13 protein-coding genes are annotated in these 18,296 nt (G+C 58.0%); 8 read left to right on the forward strand and 5 right to left on the reverse strand.

Features of this window, described 5'->3' with window-relative positions:
• The first annotated feature begins 344 nt into the window (after positions 1-344).
• Positions 345-2,756, forward strand: coding sequence for a ferrous iron transport protein B (gene feoB, locus ACTQ05_RS02955; RefSeq protein WP_441537900.1), 2,412 nt, complete (start codon positions 345-347; stop codon positions 2,754-2,756).
• A gap of 123 nt (positions 2,757-2,879) precedes the next feature.
• Complete coding sequence (locus tag ACTQ05_RS02960) at positions 2,880-4,076, forward strand: MFS transporter (RefSeq protein WP_427796027.1); 1,197 nt, start codon at positions 2,880-2,882, stop codon at positions 4,074-4,076.
• A 220-nt stretch (positions 4,077-4,296) separates the two neighbouring features.
• Here ACTQ05_RS02960 and ACTQ05_RS02965 read toward each other — a convergent pair whose 3' ends face one another.
• Genes ACTQ05_RS02965 through ACTQ05_RS02980 form a run of 4 tightly spaced genes read right to left on the reverse strand, consistent with a single transcriptional unit; the run spans position 4,297 to position 11,454 of the window.
• Positions 4,297-4,665: a DUF6985 domain-containing protein gene (locus ACTQ05_RS02965; protein WP_154514722.1), complete on the reverse strand. Its 369-nt coding sequence runs from the start codon at positions 4,663-4,665 to the stop codon at positions 4,297-4,299.
• Entirely contained in the window at positions 4,658-5,347 is a 690-nt protein-coding gene (locus ACTQ05_RS02970) for an HNH endonuclease signature motif containing protein (RefSeq protein ID WP_441042019.1), read from the reverse strand. The genes ACTQ05_RS02965 and ACTQ05_RS02970 overlap by 8 nt, the downstream gene beginning before the upstream one ends.
• Positions 5,347-8,862 carry an ATP-binding protein gene (locus tag ACTQ05_RS02975; protein WP_441537901.1) on the reverse strand — a complete coding sequence of 1,172 codons (3,516 nt, stop codon included), beginning with the start codon at positions 8,860-8,862 and terminating at the stop codon, positions 5,347-5,349. The genes ACTQ05_RS02970 and ACTQ05_RS02975 overlap by 1 nt, the downstream gene beginning before the upstream one ends.
• 9 nt (positions 8,863-8,871) lie before the next feature.
• Entirely contained in the window at positions 8,872-11,454 is a 2,583-nt protein-coding gene (locus ACTQ05_RS02980) for a dynamin family protein (RefSeq protein WP_441537902.1), read from the reverse strand.
• 237 nt (positions 11,455-11,691) lie between these two features.
• Between ACTQ05_RS02980 and ACTQ05_RS02985 the strand changes: the two genes are divergently transcribed.
• Entirely contained in the window at positions 11,692-13,068 is a 1,377-nt protein-coding gene (locus tag ACTQ05_RS02985; RefSeq protein ID WP_441537903.1) for an alpha-amylase family glycosyl hydrolase, read from the forward strand.
• Between the two features lie 3 nt (positions 13,069-13,071).
• Positions 13,072-13,635: a uracil-DNA glycosylase family protein gene (locus ACTQ05_RS02990; protein ID WP_441537904.1), complete on the forward strand. Its 564-nt coding sequence runs from the start codon at positions 13,072-13,074 to the stop codon at positions 13,633-13,635.
• 1 nt (position 13,636) lies between these two features.
• On the opposite strand, the gene ACTQ05_RS02995 is transcribed toward ACTQ05_RS02990, so the two are convergent.
• Positions 13,637-14,296: a hypothetical protein gene (locus tag ACTQ05_RS02995; protein WP_441537905.1), complete on the reverse strand. Its 660-nt coding sequence runs from the start codon at positions 14,294-14,296 to the stop codon at positions 13,637-13,639.
• A gap of 93 nt (positions 14,297-14,389) precedes the next feature.
• Between ACTQ05_RS02995 and ACTQ05_RS03000 the strand changes: the two genes are divergently transcribed.
• From ACTQ05_RS03000 to ACTQ05_RS03015, 4 genes are all read left to right on the forward strand, one after another.
• Positions 14,390-15,526, forward strand: a complete 1,137-nt coding sequence (locus ACTQ05_RS03000; RefSeq protein WP_441537906.1) for a pyridoxal phosphate-dependent aminotransferase — start codon at positions 14,390-14,392, stop codon at positions 15,524-15,526.
• Positions 15,527-16,034: 508 nt separating this feature from the next.
• Positions 16,035-16,556 (forward strand): 50S ribosomal protein L10, encoded by a 522-nt coding sequence (gene rplJ, locus ACTQ05_RS03005; protein ID WP_117646079.1) that lies wholly within the window; start codon positions 16,035-16,037, stop codon positions 16,554-16,556.
• 102 nt (positions 16,557-16,658) lie between these two features.
• Positions 16,659-17,036, forward strand: a complete 378-nt coding sequence (rplL, locus tag ACTQ05_RS03010) for a 50S ribosomal protein L7/L12 (RefSeq protein WP_154514707.1) — start codon at positions 16,659-16,661, stop codon at positions 17,034-17,036.
• Between the two features lie 311 nt (positions 17,037-17,347).
• A complete protein-coding gene (locus tag ACTQ05_RS03015; RefSeq protein ID WP_154514705.1) occupies positions 17,348-18,256 on the forward strand; it encodes a UTP--glucose-1-phosphate uridylyltransferase in 909 nt (302 codons plus the stop codon).
• The last annotated feature ends 40 nt before the right edge of the window (positions 18,257-18,296 follow it).

An 18,296-nucleotide genomic window follows, 5' to 3' on the forward strand; every position in this document is an offset into this window, starting at 1 on the left:
ACGGTGAGCCCGGCGCCGCGAAGCGCCCTGGCCCTCTCCACCATTCTCCTACTGTATGCCATGCGGACTCCGTTCCGGACCTCAACGGTCCAACTTTTTGTCCGCAGTCCCCCCCATCGGGAAACTGCATCCCGGAATTCGCCTGAATAGTGGGGTGCGGTTTCCGAAAGGGTGCCGTCTGGGAAACCGTGTCCCGGAATCCCCTCCCGCGCCTGGTTGTTCCGCATCGCATCTATTGGGCAAAGCGATCTGTCCCCATTGCAACAATCTGTTGATTGAACGTCGCTGCATGTTCGCGCTATCATGCATGGTTAAAATTGGTTAGCCATGGCAAACGGTTAGCAATGGTGAACATAAATGCAACGCCCTGTGGGCGTCGGGGGAGGAACACGTACGTGAAGCTCGATACACTCGAGATTGGAAAGGACGCCGTTGTCGCATCGGTGGCATCGGACGACCAGGCACTCCGACAGCATATTTTGGACATGGGCTTAACGCCGGGCACCGAAGTCACCATGATGAAGTACGCCCCCATGGGTGACCCGCTCGAGATTCGCCTGCGTGGCTACGAGTTGACGCTGCGCAAAGACGATGCTGCTCGCATTGAGCTCGTGGGTATTCACGACACCGATACGAGCCCGCGCGTTAACGCCGCAATCGGCACGACGGAGCACCCGGCGCTCGGTGAGGGGACGTATTCGCCCCGTGCGGCAAAAACGGCCGTGCCCGAGGGCGCGCCGCTGCACTTTGCCCTCGCCGGCAACCAAAATTGCGGCAAGACCACGCTGTTCAACCAGCTGACGGGTTCCAACCAACATGTTGGTAACTTTCCCGGCGTGACGGTCGACCGCAAGGACGGTACTGTCCGTAACCACCCCGAGGCGAGCGTTACCGACCTGCCCGGTATTTATTCGTTGTCGCCGTACACGGGCGAGGAGATTGTCAGCCGTCAATTCATCCTTGACGAGCATCCCGACGCCATCATCGACATCATCGATGCCACCAATATCGAGCGCAACCTCTACCTGACGCTGCAGCTTATGGAGCTCGACTGCCCCATGGTCATCGCGCTCAACATGATGGACGAGGTGACGGCCAACGGCGGCGCCGTGGACGTCAACCTGCTCGAGAGCCTGTTGGGCGTGCCTGTTGTCCCCATTAGCGCTGCCCGCAACGAGGGTATCGACGAGCTGGTGGATCACGCTCTGCATGTGGCGCGGTTCCGCGAGCGCCCGGGTCGCCTGGACTTCTGCGCGCCCGATGGCCCGGACGGCGGTGCGCTGCATCGCTGCATCCACGGCATTGCCAACCTGATCGAGGACCATGCCGTGACGGCCCGCATTCCGGTGCGTTTTGCGGCGACCAAGCTGGTTGAGGGCGACGAGCTGGTGACCGAGGCACTTCACCTGGATCGCAACGAACTTGACGCTATCGAGCACATCATTACCCAGATGGAGGGCGAGGCTGGCACCGACCGCCTGTCCGCGCTGGCCGATATGCGCTTTAGCTTTATCGGCGACGTGTGTGGGCGCTGCGTGGTGAAGCCGCACGAGAGCCGCGAGCACGTGCGCTCCGTTAAGATCGACCGCATCCTGACGGGTCGCTACACGGCCATCCCGGCGTTTCTGGTGATCATGGGCCTCGTCTTTTGGCTGACGTTTGGCGTGATCGGCGCGGCGTTGCAGGGACTTATGGAGGACGGCATCGCTGTCATCATCGCCTCGGCCGATGCGGGTCTCAAGGCGTTTGGAACCAATGACGTGGTGCGCTCGCTGGCTGTCGACGGCGTGCTTACGGGCGTGGGCAGCGTGCTGACCTTCCTGCCGATTATCGTCGTGCTCTTCTTGTTCCTCTCCATTCTGGAAGACTCCGGCTACATGGCGCGCGTGGCCTTTGTCATGGATAAGGTGCTGCGTCGCTTTGGCCTGTCGGGCCGCAGCTTTGTGCCCATGCTCGTCGGTTTTGGCTGCACCGTGCCGGCTATCATGTCGACCCGTACACTCCCATCCGAGCATGATCGCAAGATGACGGTCATGCTCACGCCGTTCATGAGCTGCTCGGCCAAGCTGCCGGTTTACGGCTTGCTGTGCGGAGCATTCTTCCCGCAGGCGACGGTCCCCGCCATGGTCTCGCTCTATCTGATTGGCATTGCGGTCGGTTGCATCGCGGCATTGGTGCTCAACCGCACGGCATTTAAGGGTGACCCGGTGCCGTTTATCATGGAGCTACCCAATTACCGCCTGCCGAGCATCAAGACGACGGTGATGCTGGCGTGGGATAAGGCCAAGGACTTTATTACCAAGGCCTTTACCATCATCTTTGCCGCCACCGTGGTCATCTGGTTCCTCCAGACGTTTGACATCCGCTTTAATGTGGTCGCCGATCAGTCGCAGAGTCTACTTGCCGGTCTGGGTAGCATCATCGCGCCGGCGTTGGCGCCGCTTGGCTTTGGCGACTGGCGTGCATCCACGGCGCTCGTCACCGGACTTATCGCCAAGGAGAGCGTCATCTCGACCCTCACCGTGCTTTTGGATGCAACGTCACCCGCGGCGCTGTCGACCATGTTTTCGCCGTTTACCGCCTACGTGTTCTTGGTCTTTACGCTGCTGTACCCGCCCTGCGTGGCGGCAATCGGTGCCGTCAAGAGCGAGTTGGGCGCGCGCTATGCCGTTGCCGTGTTTGCGTTTCAGGTGATGGTCGCCTGGATTGTGGCGTTTATCGTGCATGCGGCGGGCATATTGCTGGGGTTGGCTTAGCTATTTATTGACGGCGCAACCTCTGTGTATTGAGTTGATTGCGGCCCCGCATCTGTACTGACGGATGCGGGGCCGTTGCTATATAATCGCCCACCGCCCAAGACAATCGGAGAGGTTTCCTACATGACTCAGGCAAGACAAGATGGCATCTCGCTCAAGCAGTGGCTCCCGCTTATCGGGCTCGCCTGCTGCGCGTTCGTGTTCAACACATCGGAGTTCATGCCCATCGGCCTTCTGACTGATATTGCCGTATCGTTCTCGCTCACCGAGGCCCAGGCAGGCATCATGATTTCGGTCTACGCCTGGGGCGTCATGCTGCTGTCGCTGCCGCTTATGGTGTTTGCCTCGCGCTTTGAGTTCAAGCGTATGCTGCTCGGCGTGCTCGCCGTGTTCTCTCTGGGTCAGTTCCTGTCCGCCGTGGCGCCCACCTATCCTATTTTGGTCTGCGCACGCCTGGTGGTCGCTTGCGCACATGCCGTGTTCTGGTCGGTCGCCTCGATTATGGCCTCGCGCCTGGTCGACACCCGTCACGGGGCGCTCGCCATCAGCATGATCGCCACGGGCTCGTCCATCGCACAGATCTTTGGCCTGCCGATCGGCCGCGCCATCGGCCTGGCCGTGGGCTGGCGCATGACGTTTGCCGTGGTCGGGGCCTTTTCTGCCGCCGCGGTGGTGTACCAGGCAGCGGTGTTCCCGGCCATGCCGGCGGGAGAGCGGTTTGCGGTTAAACAGCTGCCCGAGCTGCTCAAGAACCCGTTCCTCATCGCGCTCTACGCGGTCACGGTTTTTATGGCGACCGGCTATTACACAGGCTACAGCTATATCGAGCCCTTCCTGGCGCAGGTCGCGCACGTCGACGCGGGCGCCATTACCATGACGCTGACGGCGTTTGGCTGCTCCGGTCTGGTGGGCAGCTGGCTGTTTGGCCGCCTGTTCGATGGGCACCGCTTCCCGTTTTTGGCTATCACGCTCTCCGGCGTGCCAGCGGCCCTGCTGCTCATGGGTTCGGCCGCATCGTCGCTCGCAGCAGTGCTTGCCGTCTGCGTGCTGTGGGGCTGCTGCGCCACGGCCTTTAACGTGGCATTTCAGGCCGAGCTTATCAAGTACACGCCGGCGGATTCGTCGGCTGTCGCCATGTCGATCTTCTCGGGCCTTTTTAATTTGGGTATCGGCACGGGCACCGCGATCGGCGGCGCCGTGGTTTCGGGCCCCGGTATCGCCTGGATTGGCTTCGCGGGCGGGGCGATTGCCGTCGTGGGCGTCATCCTCGCCATCACGGTGATGTTCCCGGCCATACGCCGCGCAAAGCCCGTCGCCTAATCACGTCCCCTCATCAGTTGCGGTGAAATACGGACTGCTGGGCCCAATAAACCCGGCAAACAGTCCGTATTTCACCGCGGCTTAGAAAGGGTCTGGGGTAGCTAATTTGGGACGGGGCTATTTTAGCTACCTCGCTGAGTATACGTAAAAGAGGCCGAGGCCGCTCCGGTATGTACTGGAGTGGCCTCGGTTTTCGTTTTTCTGTCTGCGTATGATCGACCTAGAGCTCGTCTTGGGGGACGACGGCTGTAAGTTTTTCGTTCTCAAATACCGCAGCAAGTCCGTGTTCGGGGTCAAAGCGATAGTTGCACATGAGCGCTGCTTTGCGAGCATCATCGCTTCGCAGTACCACGATGCTGGTCGGAATAACGTATCTAAAGATGTTTGTAATGGGGCCCTCAATCTGATCGCCGTCTCTTTCGAGACAATAATCTTCGATCGCTTCCTTGCTGTCCTCAACGGTATTCCAGCTTGCAAGCAGGGCGTCCTTTGCTTCCTTTTGAATGTCGAGGACGCCTTGGTCCGAGTCGCACTCGTAATAGACGGGGAGCGAGAAATCCCTGCCCCACAGATTCATGCCGTTAGTCATCGAAGCCGCCAATCTGATTCAGTATGTTTTTGATTTCGCTTACGCCGCCGAGATGCCTGCATACGTCGTGAACTTCGGTCGGAACAAGGTAGCACGTTTTCATGTCATTGTGCTCGTGCCAGGTGTACCCATTTGCCTCGCGCCAATTCTTGACATCTTCGTGCGTCCAATCATCTTTGCCATCGCGCTGCTCAAGGTTCCAAGCTTTTGCGCATTCAATGTCTGCCTTTTCATAGTTGCCGACTATGCGCTCGCCATTTTCGCCTATCAGCGAATGCCTATGTTGGCTCATACCTTGTATGGTTACCTTTGCTTCGGCGATGGGGCCGAAATCGGGAATAGCATCTTTGTAATTGATGCCCTCAAGACCTTTGTTTCGAAGAATCTCGCAAACCCTATCGACTGTGGGAACAAACATCGACTCCCCTCGATCGCCCGACCATTTGCCATGGGGATTCTCCGTAGTTGGAGTACGGCCCAGCCGCTCCTTATAAGTCGAAGGATAGTCGCACGATTCCACCGAAGGCTTAATCAATTTGTCGGGATCGAGGGATTCATTGCGGCCGACATTTTTAATCTCAGCCTTGGCTTCTCTTGATTCGGAACCAATAAGCTTGTCGGGATTAAACCCATGCTTATCACTCGGCTTTGCTTCGCCGACTTTCATTTGCCTGAGCTCCACTAGCTCACCTCGCAATTCTCGTTCCAGTTACGCCAGTCGTCATATGACTTTGAATCCTGCATTTGCAGGTACAGGATGTCTGTCATGATGCCCTGAATGATGACCTGCCTGGTGCGGCTGTCGATATCGCGGTTGATGGAAGCCCCGAGCGCCTCTTCTGCCGCTCTTGTCAATTGCTCGGCTTCATTGCTGCTCTTGAGCTCACGTTCGACCGTTTTGACGACATCGGGGAACAGCGCGCTCATAATGGGCGCCAGCTTGGTCATGTGCGGTTCGTTGGGCGGGTTTTGGGCAGTGCGCAGAATACTGACCTTTGTGGACGCGCCGATATGGAGGCGATCGAGCCGTTCGCGAATGCTATGCAGTTCCGCCTCGGTTCCAATGCTGATGCCGTATGCCAACATGCGCGCTACGGAAAGAGCGTCATCGTGTTGGTTGTCTGTGGTGTCTTCGATGGGGCGGCTGTACGTAAAGTGCTCGCCTTCGTCTGCTTTGGCGATCTTGCAGAGCACCGGCTCAACCCAATCGTTTTGGTAAATGGCCGCAACGCCCTTAGGCAAGCGTGCCAGCTCGATGATCTGTTGGTCGTTTAAGTTGGCAGCGCGACCGGCGAGCTCGCGGTCCGAAAGATCGGGCAGGCGATGGATGATCTTGGTATTTGTGTTGCGAATGGCTGCCATATCGAGAAGGCCGGGCGCCTGGTCGGCGATGATGAAGCCTTCGCCGTATGTGCGCATCTCGGCGATGGCATTTGAGATCATCTCGACGCTCTTGCCTGTCAGGTCGCCGCTCTCCGAGCCTTGGTTGCTCGACGATCGCTTAAGCAGGTTGTGCGCCTCTTCAAGCACGGTCAGATGGCGAAGCGGCTGGTTCATGTCCTTTTTCTCGGCCATGCGATGTTCTTGAAGTTTGAGTACAAGAAGACCCATGAGTAGGGATTTTGTTTCGGCGGAGCCAATGCGCGATAGATCGATGACTGTGTTGGCGTCAAAAAGCACGCTAGCATCGACTTCGTTCGACGAAAGCATCATGCCGTTGAGCCCGTTGGTGAGAGAGTTGAGACGCGTGAGCAGCGACCCCTTGTAGGCGCCTTTATTTTCGGCATCGTACTCGCTGGAGTCGAGAATCTCGCGGACGTTGCGGGCAACATCTGCAAAGCAGGGAAAGAGATCGGCTCCATACGGGTTATCAGAAGCGGCAAGATCCCATCCGCAATCTTCGTATGACCTGGCGACAGCGTCTTTAAGGACGGCGGGCATGGCGGCGTACATGGGCCAGCAAACATTAAAGATCTCAACGAGTCGGTCGAGGTGCTCCAGCACATGGATGCCGGACGGGAAGCTAAAAGGATTGATGCGCAGGAGCGGTGTGAATTCTGGATTGGTTCCAAAGACGTTTACGTCTTCGCGGCCTCCGTACACGTCCTTGTATTCGCCCTTGGCAGGTTCAATAACAAGAAAGTTGACCTGCTGATCGAGCGCCTGATCGAGGATGCGGTAGACGGTATTGGTCTTTCCTGCGCCGGTGCTGCCCGTAACAAAGGTGTGCGAGGCGAGCGAGTCTTTTGACAGGAACGTTTTGATGCGTTCCTCACGATGCATATGGAAAACCCTGCCTATGCAAAGGCCTTGTTGGGGCTGCGTGCCATCGAACGTTGAGACATTGCGTCCAAAAGAGGCACACTCGATAACGGGCAACCCTGGGACGGATTTCTTGGGAAAGTTGAGCGAGTAGGCAAGCTCTTTGCCCGAAAGGGCGGTCGTTGCATCGACTGTTGCTGGGTAAACCGAAAAACTTGGATGTTGATCGAGCAGGGCGGGGGAGAGGGCAAAAGCAGGGTGGCGCAAATCGCGAAGGTAGGAACAGACTGCCACAGCGTCGGCGCTTTGCTCTCCGAGGTCTCCGCGCCAGAGGTTTACCGCAGCCTGAGACATATAGGACTCTTTGCCCTGGGTGAGGGCGAGGTAGGTGTGGGCAACGTTATTCGCGACGTTGTGGTCTTCTGACAGCACGTAGGCGCAAAAGTCCCACATGCCGAGTGCCGAGGCGAGGTCGTAGCGTTTCATTTGCAACTCGAGGATTTCGAGCGCGTGTTGGATGGAATAATTCTTGAACGTCTGTGTGATGCCTTCGTCGGCGCCGATGGTAGCGGTGACCGTGCTTGAGCGCGCGAATGATCCGCCAAAGTTGGCGCCAAGATTTACGGCCTGCGAAACGCCGGAAGTTACGGACGCTCCCTTAGAGACAGCCTTGCCAACGCCGCTGGTAACGGCTTTGCCGAGTGAGTTTGATATGGCTTTGCCGGTAGATGAACTTGTGCCTTTAGACGTAGATGTGGAGTGTGACGAGCCCTCGGTATGGCTTGCGGATACGCCGAGATTGCCGCCTCTGTATACGCCTGCGGATACGCCGAGATTGCCGCCGCCGCATACGCCTGCGGATGCGCCTGCGCCTACACCTAGGCTTACGCTCCCGCTCGAGGATTCATTTCTGCCGTCGGTGACCGTATCCGTGATGCTTTCGGTCGATGTGGACGAGTCGGTTACGCTCTCGCTGCTCGATTCCGAGGTCGACTCGTTTGTCGAGTCCGTTTCGTTGTAGTTTTGAGCAACAGCCTGATTGCTCCCCACCTGCCTGCCGGCACTCACGCCTGCATTGATGCCAACCGTCGCGGACGATCCGATGGAGTCGTTTTGGTGGTAGGTATAGTTGGTCGTCCATGAGGCATAGGGCGTCAGCAGTGAGTGGAGTTCGGCGAGACGGAGTTTGCGCGATTCGATATCATGGATCGGGGTTGCAAGCAGCACGATAGTGTAGTCTTCGCTCGGCCTGCCAGGCACAATGCCGTCAAGAACTTTTTCAATGGTTTGCGTGACGAACTTCTCGTTCTTTTCGGCCGGAATATTCGAAACGGCGGCAACCGAAGACGAGCGTCGATTGTCTAGACACGGAATGGGGCCGCGGTTGGCGGGTCCCACTTCGGAACCGGGGAAGTTGCCCCTCAAGGCATCCGACATGCGCCGGGAAAAATTATCGGCGTCGATGTTGTCGCGGGCATTGTCGCTGTTGACGACTGCAAGGAATACCTCGGTGCTTGCGCTGGTTCGATTAAAAACCAGCGCAATGTTGCAATCTTCGTCAGAGAGAACGTCGTACACATTTACGAGCTTCTCGAGACTGTCCTCGTTGGGGTCGACGACCCACTTCGTGATATTCATGAAGCGGATGTTGTTGTCGGCGTTAAAACCCGTGGGGTATTCGATAGAGGGGTCAATCGGCGCGTATACATTTCGTAGCTGCGGCAGATAGGCGTTGTGAAGCTCAACGGCGGCAGTTGCCAAGAGCCGATTGGTGAGCTCGATAGCTTGCTCATCTGCCGGATTCGGCTTTTCTGACAAGTATGCTGTTCGCTTTTTGTCGACCTCATCGAGTTGGGAGCTGCTGAGTACCGAGACGGTTGCGACCGCGTTGCCGGCTTTATCGGCAGCGCGCATAATCGCGTTTTTGATGCCCATGCGATCAGCCTATTCCTTCCAATTAATGACGCGCGCAATGTACTCTTTTCGATTATTGAGCGTCTCGAGTTTTGCCTCGAGAGCGTTGATCTCCGCGGTTTGCCTGTTGATGTCTTCGACATGGCCATGGAGCACCGGGTTGTAGTCGGTGATATTGCTCGTAATTTGGCCGAGCAGCTCGTTGAGCCATTCGGTAAAGCCGTAAGTATGCTCGCGCTCTGTTTCGGCGCGTGCTTCGCAGAAACACCGTGAGATTTCGCGGTTGAATTTGTCTTCGACTTTCCTAAGCAAAAGCTTGTCAGATTTAAAGATGACACGGTCCATGAGCTTCAGTTCGGTAAAGTCTGCCTTGCTGAAAATGGGACCCTTTGTCTTATCGAGCACGAGGCCACGATATTTAAGAATGATATCGCCGACCTCTTGGCGCTTCTCTTCGGAAAGAGGATTGTCGCTGCTGGTAGCGATGCGATAGAGGGCATCGCGGCTATGCTCCGCACAATCCTTCCAATAGCTTTGCGACAGCTCATCGATGGTCCGAGCTATTTGCTCGGCACATTCGTCATAGTGATTGATGACCTCGTTAAAGAGCTGGTCGGCGGCATCTTTGTCGGCTGTTCTTTCGGCAGCCTTTGCGTCGGATCTTTTTTGGAGCGCATCGGTGATGTCATCACAAAGGCCTTTGCCAACCTCCGCTAACCCAAATGTTGGGTGAGAGCCGACGTCCTTTTGTGTGTTTGCCGGGCTTCCTTTTATCGAATCGCCGAGCCTATTGAAAAAGTTAGGGGCGATTGAGTCAAACGCTTGCGCGGCTGCGTTCGATCGTTTTGAGTATTCGAGGCGCTCTCGCTTGTCTTCGGTAATGGCGCCTTGACGTGCTTGAAGCGTGTCAAGGTTGGTTTTCCACTGCTCGGCGGAAACGTTCCTGTCGATGGCATCGGCATAGCTGGCCGAGGAGTCCAGCCTTGCATGCTCTCTGCAGTCTTCGAGCTGGTTGATGAGATTGCGCTTATCCTCTTCGAGCTCGGCTTCTCGCTGTGCTTTCTTTTGTTCGAGGTCGGTTTTCTTATTGGCAATCTCTTCTTCGGTTATGCTGACAATATCTTGTAGGAGCGATTCCGATCTGCTGCATTTGTTGTATGCGGAGTACCGCTCGGCAAACAGGCGTATCTCGTTTTCGATACAAAAGAGTCCGCTGTTGGCAAGAAGGAGGTCCTTGCAAGCCTCGGATTCGCGGTTGGTTCTGCGCGAGATCTGTCCTGGAAGGATGTCGTAGCGGTAGAGCGTTTTGTAGAAGCGGCTTGTCGGATCGGTGTATTTACGCTGCTGGTCTTCGAATTTTTCGGCATAGTTGTCGCTTATAAACTCGCTGGAGTTCTTTGAGCCTAGGCCGAGGATGGAAGAAACAAAGTAGATACCTTGCCCGTAAAGGCTGGCCGGAATGGACCAACGCATGATTTGCGAGACGGCTTCATCGTCGAATCCGCCTTTGGGAAGGTCGGCGGAATCTGCTTTGTTGACTACGATCATGGCAAAGCGTTCATCGATTGCGGGGATCTGCTCTATTTCGTTGGAGAGGTTCTTGTTGTCCTTCGTATCGAGCGAGTTGTACTCCGCAACGAAAATGGGAAGGCCATTTGAGAGGCCCTCCATTGCCTGTTTGAGCACTCGAGCGTGATCGGCGTTGGAGGCAGAGTTTGAGCCCGGGGTGTCAAAGATGACAAACTCCCTGTCATGGGGCCACGGGTCGGTATCGCTAAAGGGGACTTCGATTCTGATCAGATCGGAGATAGTCCGGTCGTCTTCATCGGCATGATATGAGTTAAGAACCTTGAGAGCGCTGTTCATATGGGAGGCCATGCCGGGCATGGAATCGGCGACTTTGGCTGCGATCATGTCGTATAGGGGCTCCCCCACAAGCTCTTTGTTTTCCATGAGGCCATCAAGATCAAAGCGCAGCAAGAATCGCCTGTTGCCACAGGAGAATTGAACCATCGCGCGATCTCGGTCTTTTGAACGTTTGATTTGGAATATGCGGGCCGTTACAGGCTCGTCGCCGCTGGGAAGGATCTCCATGCCAATGAGGGCGTTGATGAGCGTCGATTTGCCTGCACTATAGCTGCCTAGTACACACAGCGGGATGATGTCGCTCGAGACATCGGTGAACTTTCTAATTTGCTCAGAGACTTTTGTTCGCTCGGAGACTGATTCGTCTACAAGCCCCTGGATTTCCCTGAAGACTTCGACAATTTCTGGCAAGACGTCTCGGGCGTTTGATAGATAACGCTCGTCTCGTATGGCCTCGTATGTGTTGGCGCGTGGCCCTTCGGTGCAGATGGCGAGCAACTCCTGCCATTCGTCATCCGCGCCTTCAAAATGCAATTCGATTTTGTCGCCGCCGCCGAACTCTTTGGCGAGGATGTCGATGATCTCTTCGGCCTTAAAGGGGAAGAAACCATTAACGATCTTCGTGCTATGGAGCGCGCTATTGGGATTTGTGGAGGTCGTTATTTCTTGCCAGCCGTTATCCCATCGGAAGAACCGAACAGTTTCTTGATATGGATTGCTGACGATCTTGATTTTAATGTCTGCCATCGTTCAACTACCTTTGTAGGTCAGGTGTGGGAATATGCCGCCTTCATCATAGGATAGCCATCCGTGCGGACACCTCTTTATTCGCTCGGCGGCATCTCGGCAGTACCATTTATTTCGCAAGATCCTCGCCATCACCGTGCTGTTCCCGGCCATACGCTGCGCCAAGCCCGTCCCAAATTAACTACCCTGCCGGGCATACAATGGATGTCGTTGTGTTAAGCTTACCGGGAGGTTGCTATGTGGGCATACGAGACGACGTTCTATCAAATCTATCCGCTGGGCTTTTGTGGAGCTCCGCGCGAAAACGCCGCGCCCGTTGCCGAGGATGCGCTTGCCCAGGCTGCCAACGACGCGCCCAACCCCGATGCCCTCATCATGAAAATCGCCCAATGGGCCGACTACCTGCGAAAACTCGGTATTGGCGCTGTGCTCATCAACCCACCGCTCGAGTCCGATAGCCATGGCTACGACACGCGCAGCCTGCGCCACATCGACCGTCGCCTGGGTGGGGATGCCGACTTTGCCGCCGTGTGCGAGACGCTGCATGCCCACGGCATCCGCGTGGTGCTCGACGCCGTCTTCAACCACGTCGGTCGCGGCTTTTGGGCCTTCCGCGATGTGCAGGAGCGCAAGTGGGACTCGCCCTACAAGGACTGGTTCCACATCAGCTTTGACGGCGACTCGTGCTACGGCGACGGCTTTTGGTACGAGGGCTGGGAAGGCCATTTTGAGCTCGTGAAGCTCAACCTGCAAAACCCCGCCGTGGTCGATTACCTGCTCGAGTCCGTGCGCCGTTGGGCCGAGGTCTTTGGCGTCGACGGTCTGCGCCTGGACGTCGCCTATATGCTCGACCGCGACTTTATGCGCCGCCTGCACGCCTTTGCCCGTGAGCTCAAGCCCGACTTTGTGCTGATCGGCGAGACGCTCCACGGCGACTACAACCAGATCGTCAACGACGAGATGCTCGACTCCTGCACCAACTACGAGTGTTACAAGGGACTGTACTCCAGCTTTAACTCGATCAACATGTTCGAGATCGCCCACTCGCTGCACCGTCAGTTTGGCGGCGACCCGTGGTGCATCTATCGCGGCAAGCACCTGCTGTCGTTTGTCGACAACCACGACGTGCCGCGCCTGGCGAGCATTCTCACCGACAAGTCGTGCCTGCGTCCCGCCTACGGCATGCTCTTTGGCATGCCGGGCATCCCGTGCATCTACTATGGCAGCGAGTGGGGAATTGCTGGCGAAAAGGGCGGCCCCGATGGCGACTGGGCGCTGCGCCCTGCGCTCGATGAGCCTGCGCCCAACGAGCTGACGGCGTTCATCACACAGCTTACGCACCTGCGCTCGGCCGACGACGCGGCGGCCCGTGCCCTCAACTACGGTGCGTATCGCAACGTGATGATTCAGAACAAACAGCTGCTGTTCGAGCGCGCCTGCGACGACGCGACGGTGCTCGTGGCGGTCAATGCCGTGAACGAGCCTTATACCTTTGGAGCCGGCGAACTCAACGGCTCCTTCGTCGACCTACTTGCCGACGAAGCACCCACGGTCGAGCTGACGGGCTCTCTTGAACTTGCGCCCTACGAGGTGCGCTATCTGTTGAGGGCCTAGGTCATGGCGGCGTCAGACGAGGGCTATCAACATATTGAGCATGGGTTTGAGCCCGTGTTTGACCAGCACTCGCGCGTTTTGGTGCTCGGGTCGTTTCCCTCGGTGCTTTCGCGCGCCAATGCCTTTTATTACGGCAACCCTCAGAATCGCTTTTGGCGCGTGATGGCCGCGTGCCTTGGTGTGCCTGTACTACCCAACGAGGGCGACCCTTTGGTGGGCGGCGAGCCCGCGACGCTCGACGCCTCTATTGCCGCCAAGCGATCCATGCTGTTGAACGGTGGTGTGGCCCTGTGGGATGTGATCGAGAGCTGCGACATTAAGGGGTCGAGCGACGCGAGCATCAAAAACGTTGTGCCGGCATATATCGAACGCATCACTGGAGCTGCGCCCATCGAGCGGGTGGTATGCAACGGAGGTACGGCGGGGCGCCTCTATAAGCGCTATCTACAGGAGCGGACGGGTCTGTCCGCTGTCGTGTTGCCGTCAACTAGTCCCGCTAACGCGGCCTGGCGCCTGGAGCGGCTTGTCGAGCGCTGGCGCGAGGCAGTTGACTGGACCGCACGGTAATCTAGATCCTTGATTGAGCATGGGCGCCGAGGCGTTTGATGATGGCATGCCAGATTGGTGCGGGCACGGCGGGCTTGACGCGCACCATGCCGTCGACATCGACACTATCGGCATCGCCGCCGCCAAGCAGCTGCGCATGTTCAATGGAACAGCCCATGCGCACAGCGCCTACAAGCTTATCCATCGCTTCGGAAAATGGACGGCGTAAGAGGCCCATACGCGGGGAGTGGCGAAGCGCCGCAATACCGCTGCCGGCACAGATGACAACGCCACCGCACCATGGCAGGTCGCGTAGAATACATGCCCGGTACAGGTGGTCGAGGACTTCGTCCGCCTGCTTGTTGTTTTTTGACAGGGCCTGGACGACGACATAGACGCGTGTCTCTGTATCCCCGAAGCGATCGAGTATCTGCTCGACAGCGATCATCGCCTCATCATCAAATGCATCATCAACAGCGAACACCATGCCATCGACTACACCGGCATCATCCGCCTCCAAGTCGACCGAACGGGGGAGCGCGGTGTCGGAAAGCTGAGCATAGGCGGCGATGGCATCCTGCAGGTCCCAAAGCAAAAACTCAAGATCGGCGCTCTCGGGAATACTGATATATGCAATGGTTTGCAGCGTTTTTGGTACATCGCCGCGTGCAGTTGTCTCCATGCCGCCTCCTTTCCGGTTGGTTTCCGTTTAGGTTACACCGTCTGGTGGCGCGCGGGCGCGCTATCCTAGTGCAACCCTTACGAAAGGAACGCCATGCGTCTACCCATGAACACCTCGCTTGCCACGCTTAAGCCCTCCGGTATCCGCCGGATCAACGCACTCGCCGCCCAGCATCCGGGGTGCATCGCGCTCGCGCTTGGCGAGCCCGATTTTCCCACGCCCGATGTGATTAGCGCCGAAGTGACCGCCGCGCTGGGCCGCGGCGACACGCACTATCCGCCCAACAACGGTCGCCCCGCCCTGCGCGAGGCGCTGTCTACCTACATGGGAGACGCGGGCCTTACGTTTTCGGCCGACGAGGTCATCCTGACCGACGGCGCGACCGAGGCCCTGTCGGCAACATTTATGGCCATGCTCAACCCCGGCGACGAGGTTATTATCCCCACGCCGGCCTTTGGTCTGTACGAGAGCATCGTCGTGGCCAACCACGCCAAAGCGGTCTTTTTGGATACGGAGCCCGCGCAATTTCAGATTGACGAGGACGCGCTTCGCGCCTGCGTGACGCCGGCGACTAAGGCCATCGTCATCTGCACGCCCAACAATCCCACGGGCTGTATCCTCGACGCGGCATCGCTCGACGCCGTGGCACACGTGGCAGAGCAAGCGGGCATCTACGTAATCTGCGACGACGTATATAACCGCCTGGTCTATGTGGATGGCTATGAGCGCTTTGCCCAGCGCCACCCGGAGCTACGCGAGCAGACGGTGGTCATCGAGAGCTTCTCCAAGCCATGGGCTATGACCGGCTGGCGCCTGGGTTGGCTCGCAGCTGCAGCCCCCGTCATCGCCGAGATCGCAAAAGCTCACCAATACCTAGTATCGAGCGCCGTCTCCTTCGAAATGGACGCCGCGGCCCGAGCCCTGACCGTCGACCCAACCCCCATGCTCAAAGTCTACCGAGCCCGCCGCGAACGCGTGCTCGCAGCCTTAGACACCATGGGCCTCGACGTAGTGGAACCAGCCGGCGCCTTCTACGCTTTCCCCAGCATCAAACAATTCGGCCTAACAAGCGAAGACTTCTGCATCAAAGCCATCAAAGAAGCCAACGTAGCCCTAGTCCCCGGAGACTGCTTCGGCACCGAAGGCCACGTCCGCCTCAGCTACTGCGTCTCCGACCAAGATCTGGACGAAGGCCTCCGCCGCCTGTCCAACTTCGTGTCAACCCTATAGCCCACCGGGACCCAAAACCATCAGCCCACCGACATAAGGATTGTGAGTGGGGCGCGTCGGCCAACGGCAACCCTGGCTGCCCCAAAGTCAACACAGGTCGCGCCGCCAAAGGCCAGGCGCAAGCTTTTCGTAGATTCCGCACGAGCCGAAGAGCACTAAATGTGCTCTTCGTGCGAGCCCAGGACCTGACCGAGCGAAAAGCTTGCGCCTGGCCTTTGGCGGCGCGACCGAGATGGTGGAATTGTGTGCAGCCAGGGTTGCCGTTGACCGAAGCCGGGGTCCCCGCCATAATACTTTCGGTTCACGCACGAATCCGCTGCCAGAGACAGCCGGTGCAAACGGGCATTGCCCGCGAGCTCAATGGGATATCCCGCCAGCCGAGGTGGTCGAGTAGATATGTCTTCTCGCCCCCGTCGCTCATGCAGCGCGGGGGCTTTCTTTTTGGACATGCCCCCGTCACGTCCTTGTGGCGGACCGTGCCCGGAAAGAATTCGAGGAGGTGTAATTCATGCCCCAGCAGTACAAAATCGACAAGGTTGCAGAGATCGAGTCCCGTATCGCCGAGAATGCCGGTCTGTTCGTCGTCAACTACAACGGTCTGACGGTTAAGCAGGCTCAGGAGCTGCGTCATCAGCTTCGCGAGTGCGGCGCCGAGATGAAGGTCTACAAGAACAACCTGGTCAAGATCGCTCTCAAGAACCAGGAGCAGCCCGAGCTCGACGAGATCCTCGCCGGCCCCGTCGCTTATGTGTTCTACGAGACCGAGCCGGTCGAGGCCGCTAAGACCCTTAAGGACTTCTCCGCTAAGTCCAAGGGCGTCCTTGAGATCAAGGGCGGTATCTCCGACGGCAAGGCCGTTTCCGCTGATGATGTTAAGGCTATCGCCGAGCTGCCCACCAAGGACCAGCTTCTCGGCCAGATCGCCGGTCTCATCTCCGGTTTCGCTCGCGACATCGCTGTCTGCGTCAACGGCGTTTCCTCTGGTCTCGCTCGTTCGATCCAGCAGGTCTCCGAGCAGAAGGCAGCCTAGTCGCTGTTTTCACCCGCGGCGGCAACGCCGCACCCCTGGCGCATTCGCGCCGTGTTTTAACTGATCTCCGTGCACAGACACGGAAACCGAAAGGACTTAGAAATGGCTAAGCTTACCACCGATGAGATCATCGATGCTCTTAAGGAAATGACCCTTCTCGAGGCTTCCGAGCTCGTTAAGGCTATCGAGGACACCTTCGGCGTTTCCGCCGCTGCTCCTGCCGCTGTTGTCGCTGCTCCCGCTGCTGGCGCTGCTGAGGCCGAGGAGAAGACCGAGTTTGACGTCGTGCTCGAGGGCTTCGGCGACAACAAGATCCAGGTCATCAAGGCCGTCCGTGAGCTCACCAACCTTGGCCTGAAGGAGGCCAAGGAGGTCGTCGAGAGCGCTCCCAAGGCTGTTCTCGAGGGTGCCAAGAAGGAGGACGCCGAGGCTGCCAAGGAGAAGCTCGAGGCTGCTGGCGCTGCTGTCACCCTCAAGTAATCAGGCTTTCTCGCCATATTTCTTTGCAGACGGGGTTCGCATTGCGAGCCCCGTCTTTTTTGTTTTGGCCCCTCATTCCCATTGCTCGGCACGCAGAACACCGCTGTCTTCGCCGTGCCAATCCCGTTACCGCTGGGGCATAAAATTGCACCATTCGAGCAATAATTTGCGTTGACCTGCTGAAGAATTGCGTTTGCCTTACGGCGACGTATGTCTCCGGCGGTAAGATACTTCGGTATCGCAATTTGGTCTGCGGCCGCCGTGCCGCACGCTTGGGGCGCTTTGCGCCTGCGAAAGGATCCTTGAATAATATGAAGGCAATCATCCCCGCCGCCGGTCTAGGCACGCGTTTTCTGCCTGGCACTAAGTGCACGCCCAAAGAGATGCTGCCGGTTCTCGACAAGCCGGTTATCCAGTATGTCGTCGAGGAGGCGCTCGCTCCCGAGGAGGTCGATGATGCTATCATCGTCACCTCTCCTGGCAAGCCCGAGCTGTTGAACTACTTCCAGCCCGATCGTTCGCTCGAGAACCTGCTGCGCGAGCGCGGCAAAGATGCATATGCCGATGCCGTTGCCCACGCAGGCGGCATGCCGGTCGACTTCCGTTATCAGTACGAGCCCAAGGGCCTCGGCCATGCCATTCGCTCGGCGGCCGACGCTGTGGCGGGGGAGAACTTCCTGGTTCTTCTGGGCGACTATGTTGTGCCCAACCATGACATTTGCGACAAGATGCTTGCCGTCTCCAAGGAGCATGGCGGCGCTTCGGTTATCGCTGTTGCCGCGTGTGCTCCCGAGGAGGTCAGCCGCTATGGCGTTATCGCCGGCGAGCGCGTGGGCTCCCTCGAGGGCGCTGAGGGCGTTGGCGATGCCGAGCCTGGCGCCGTGTGGCGTATCGGCGGCTTGGTGGAGAAGCCTGCTCCCGAGGCTGCGCCTTCTAACCTTTACATCGTCGGACGCTATCTGCTGAGCCCGCTGGTCATGGAGCTGCTTGCCGACCAGCAGGCCGGCAAGGGCGGCGAGATCCAGCTGACCGACGCCATGGCCCGTTCGCTCGACCGCGAGGCTATGTACGCTGTCGTCATCGACCCGCTCTCGGGCTACGACACCGGTACCCCGTCTGGCTGGATGGCCACCAACGCCCTCATGGCTGCAAGCGATCCTCGCTTTGCCGATGCCTTCTGGGATGCCATCGACGAGCGCGGCGGCTTGATGCGCAAGTAAACAGCGCTTACGGGTGCGGACTTCGGTCTGCACCCGTTTT

This window comes from Collinsella sp. LCP21S3_A9 (assembly GCF_052118785.1).
Lineage (GTDB): Bacteria > Actinomycetota > Coriobacteriia > Coriobacteriales > Coriobacteriaceae > Collinsella.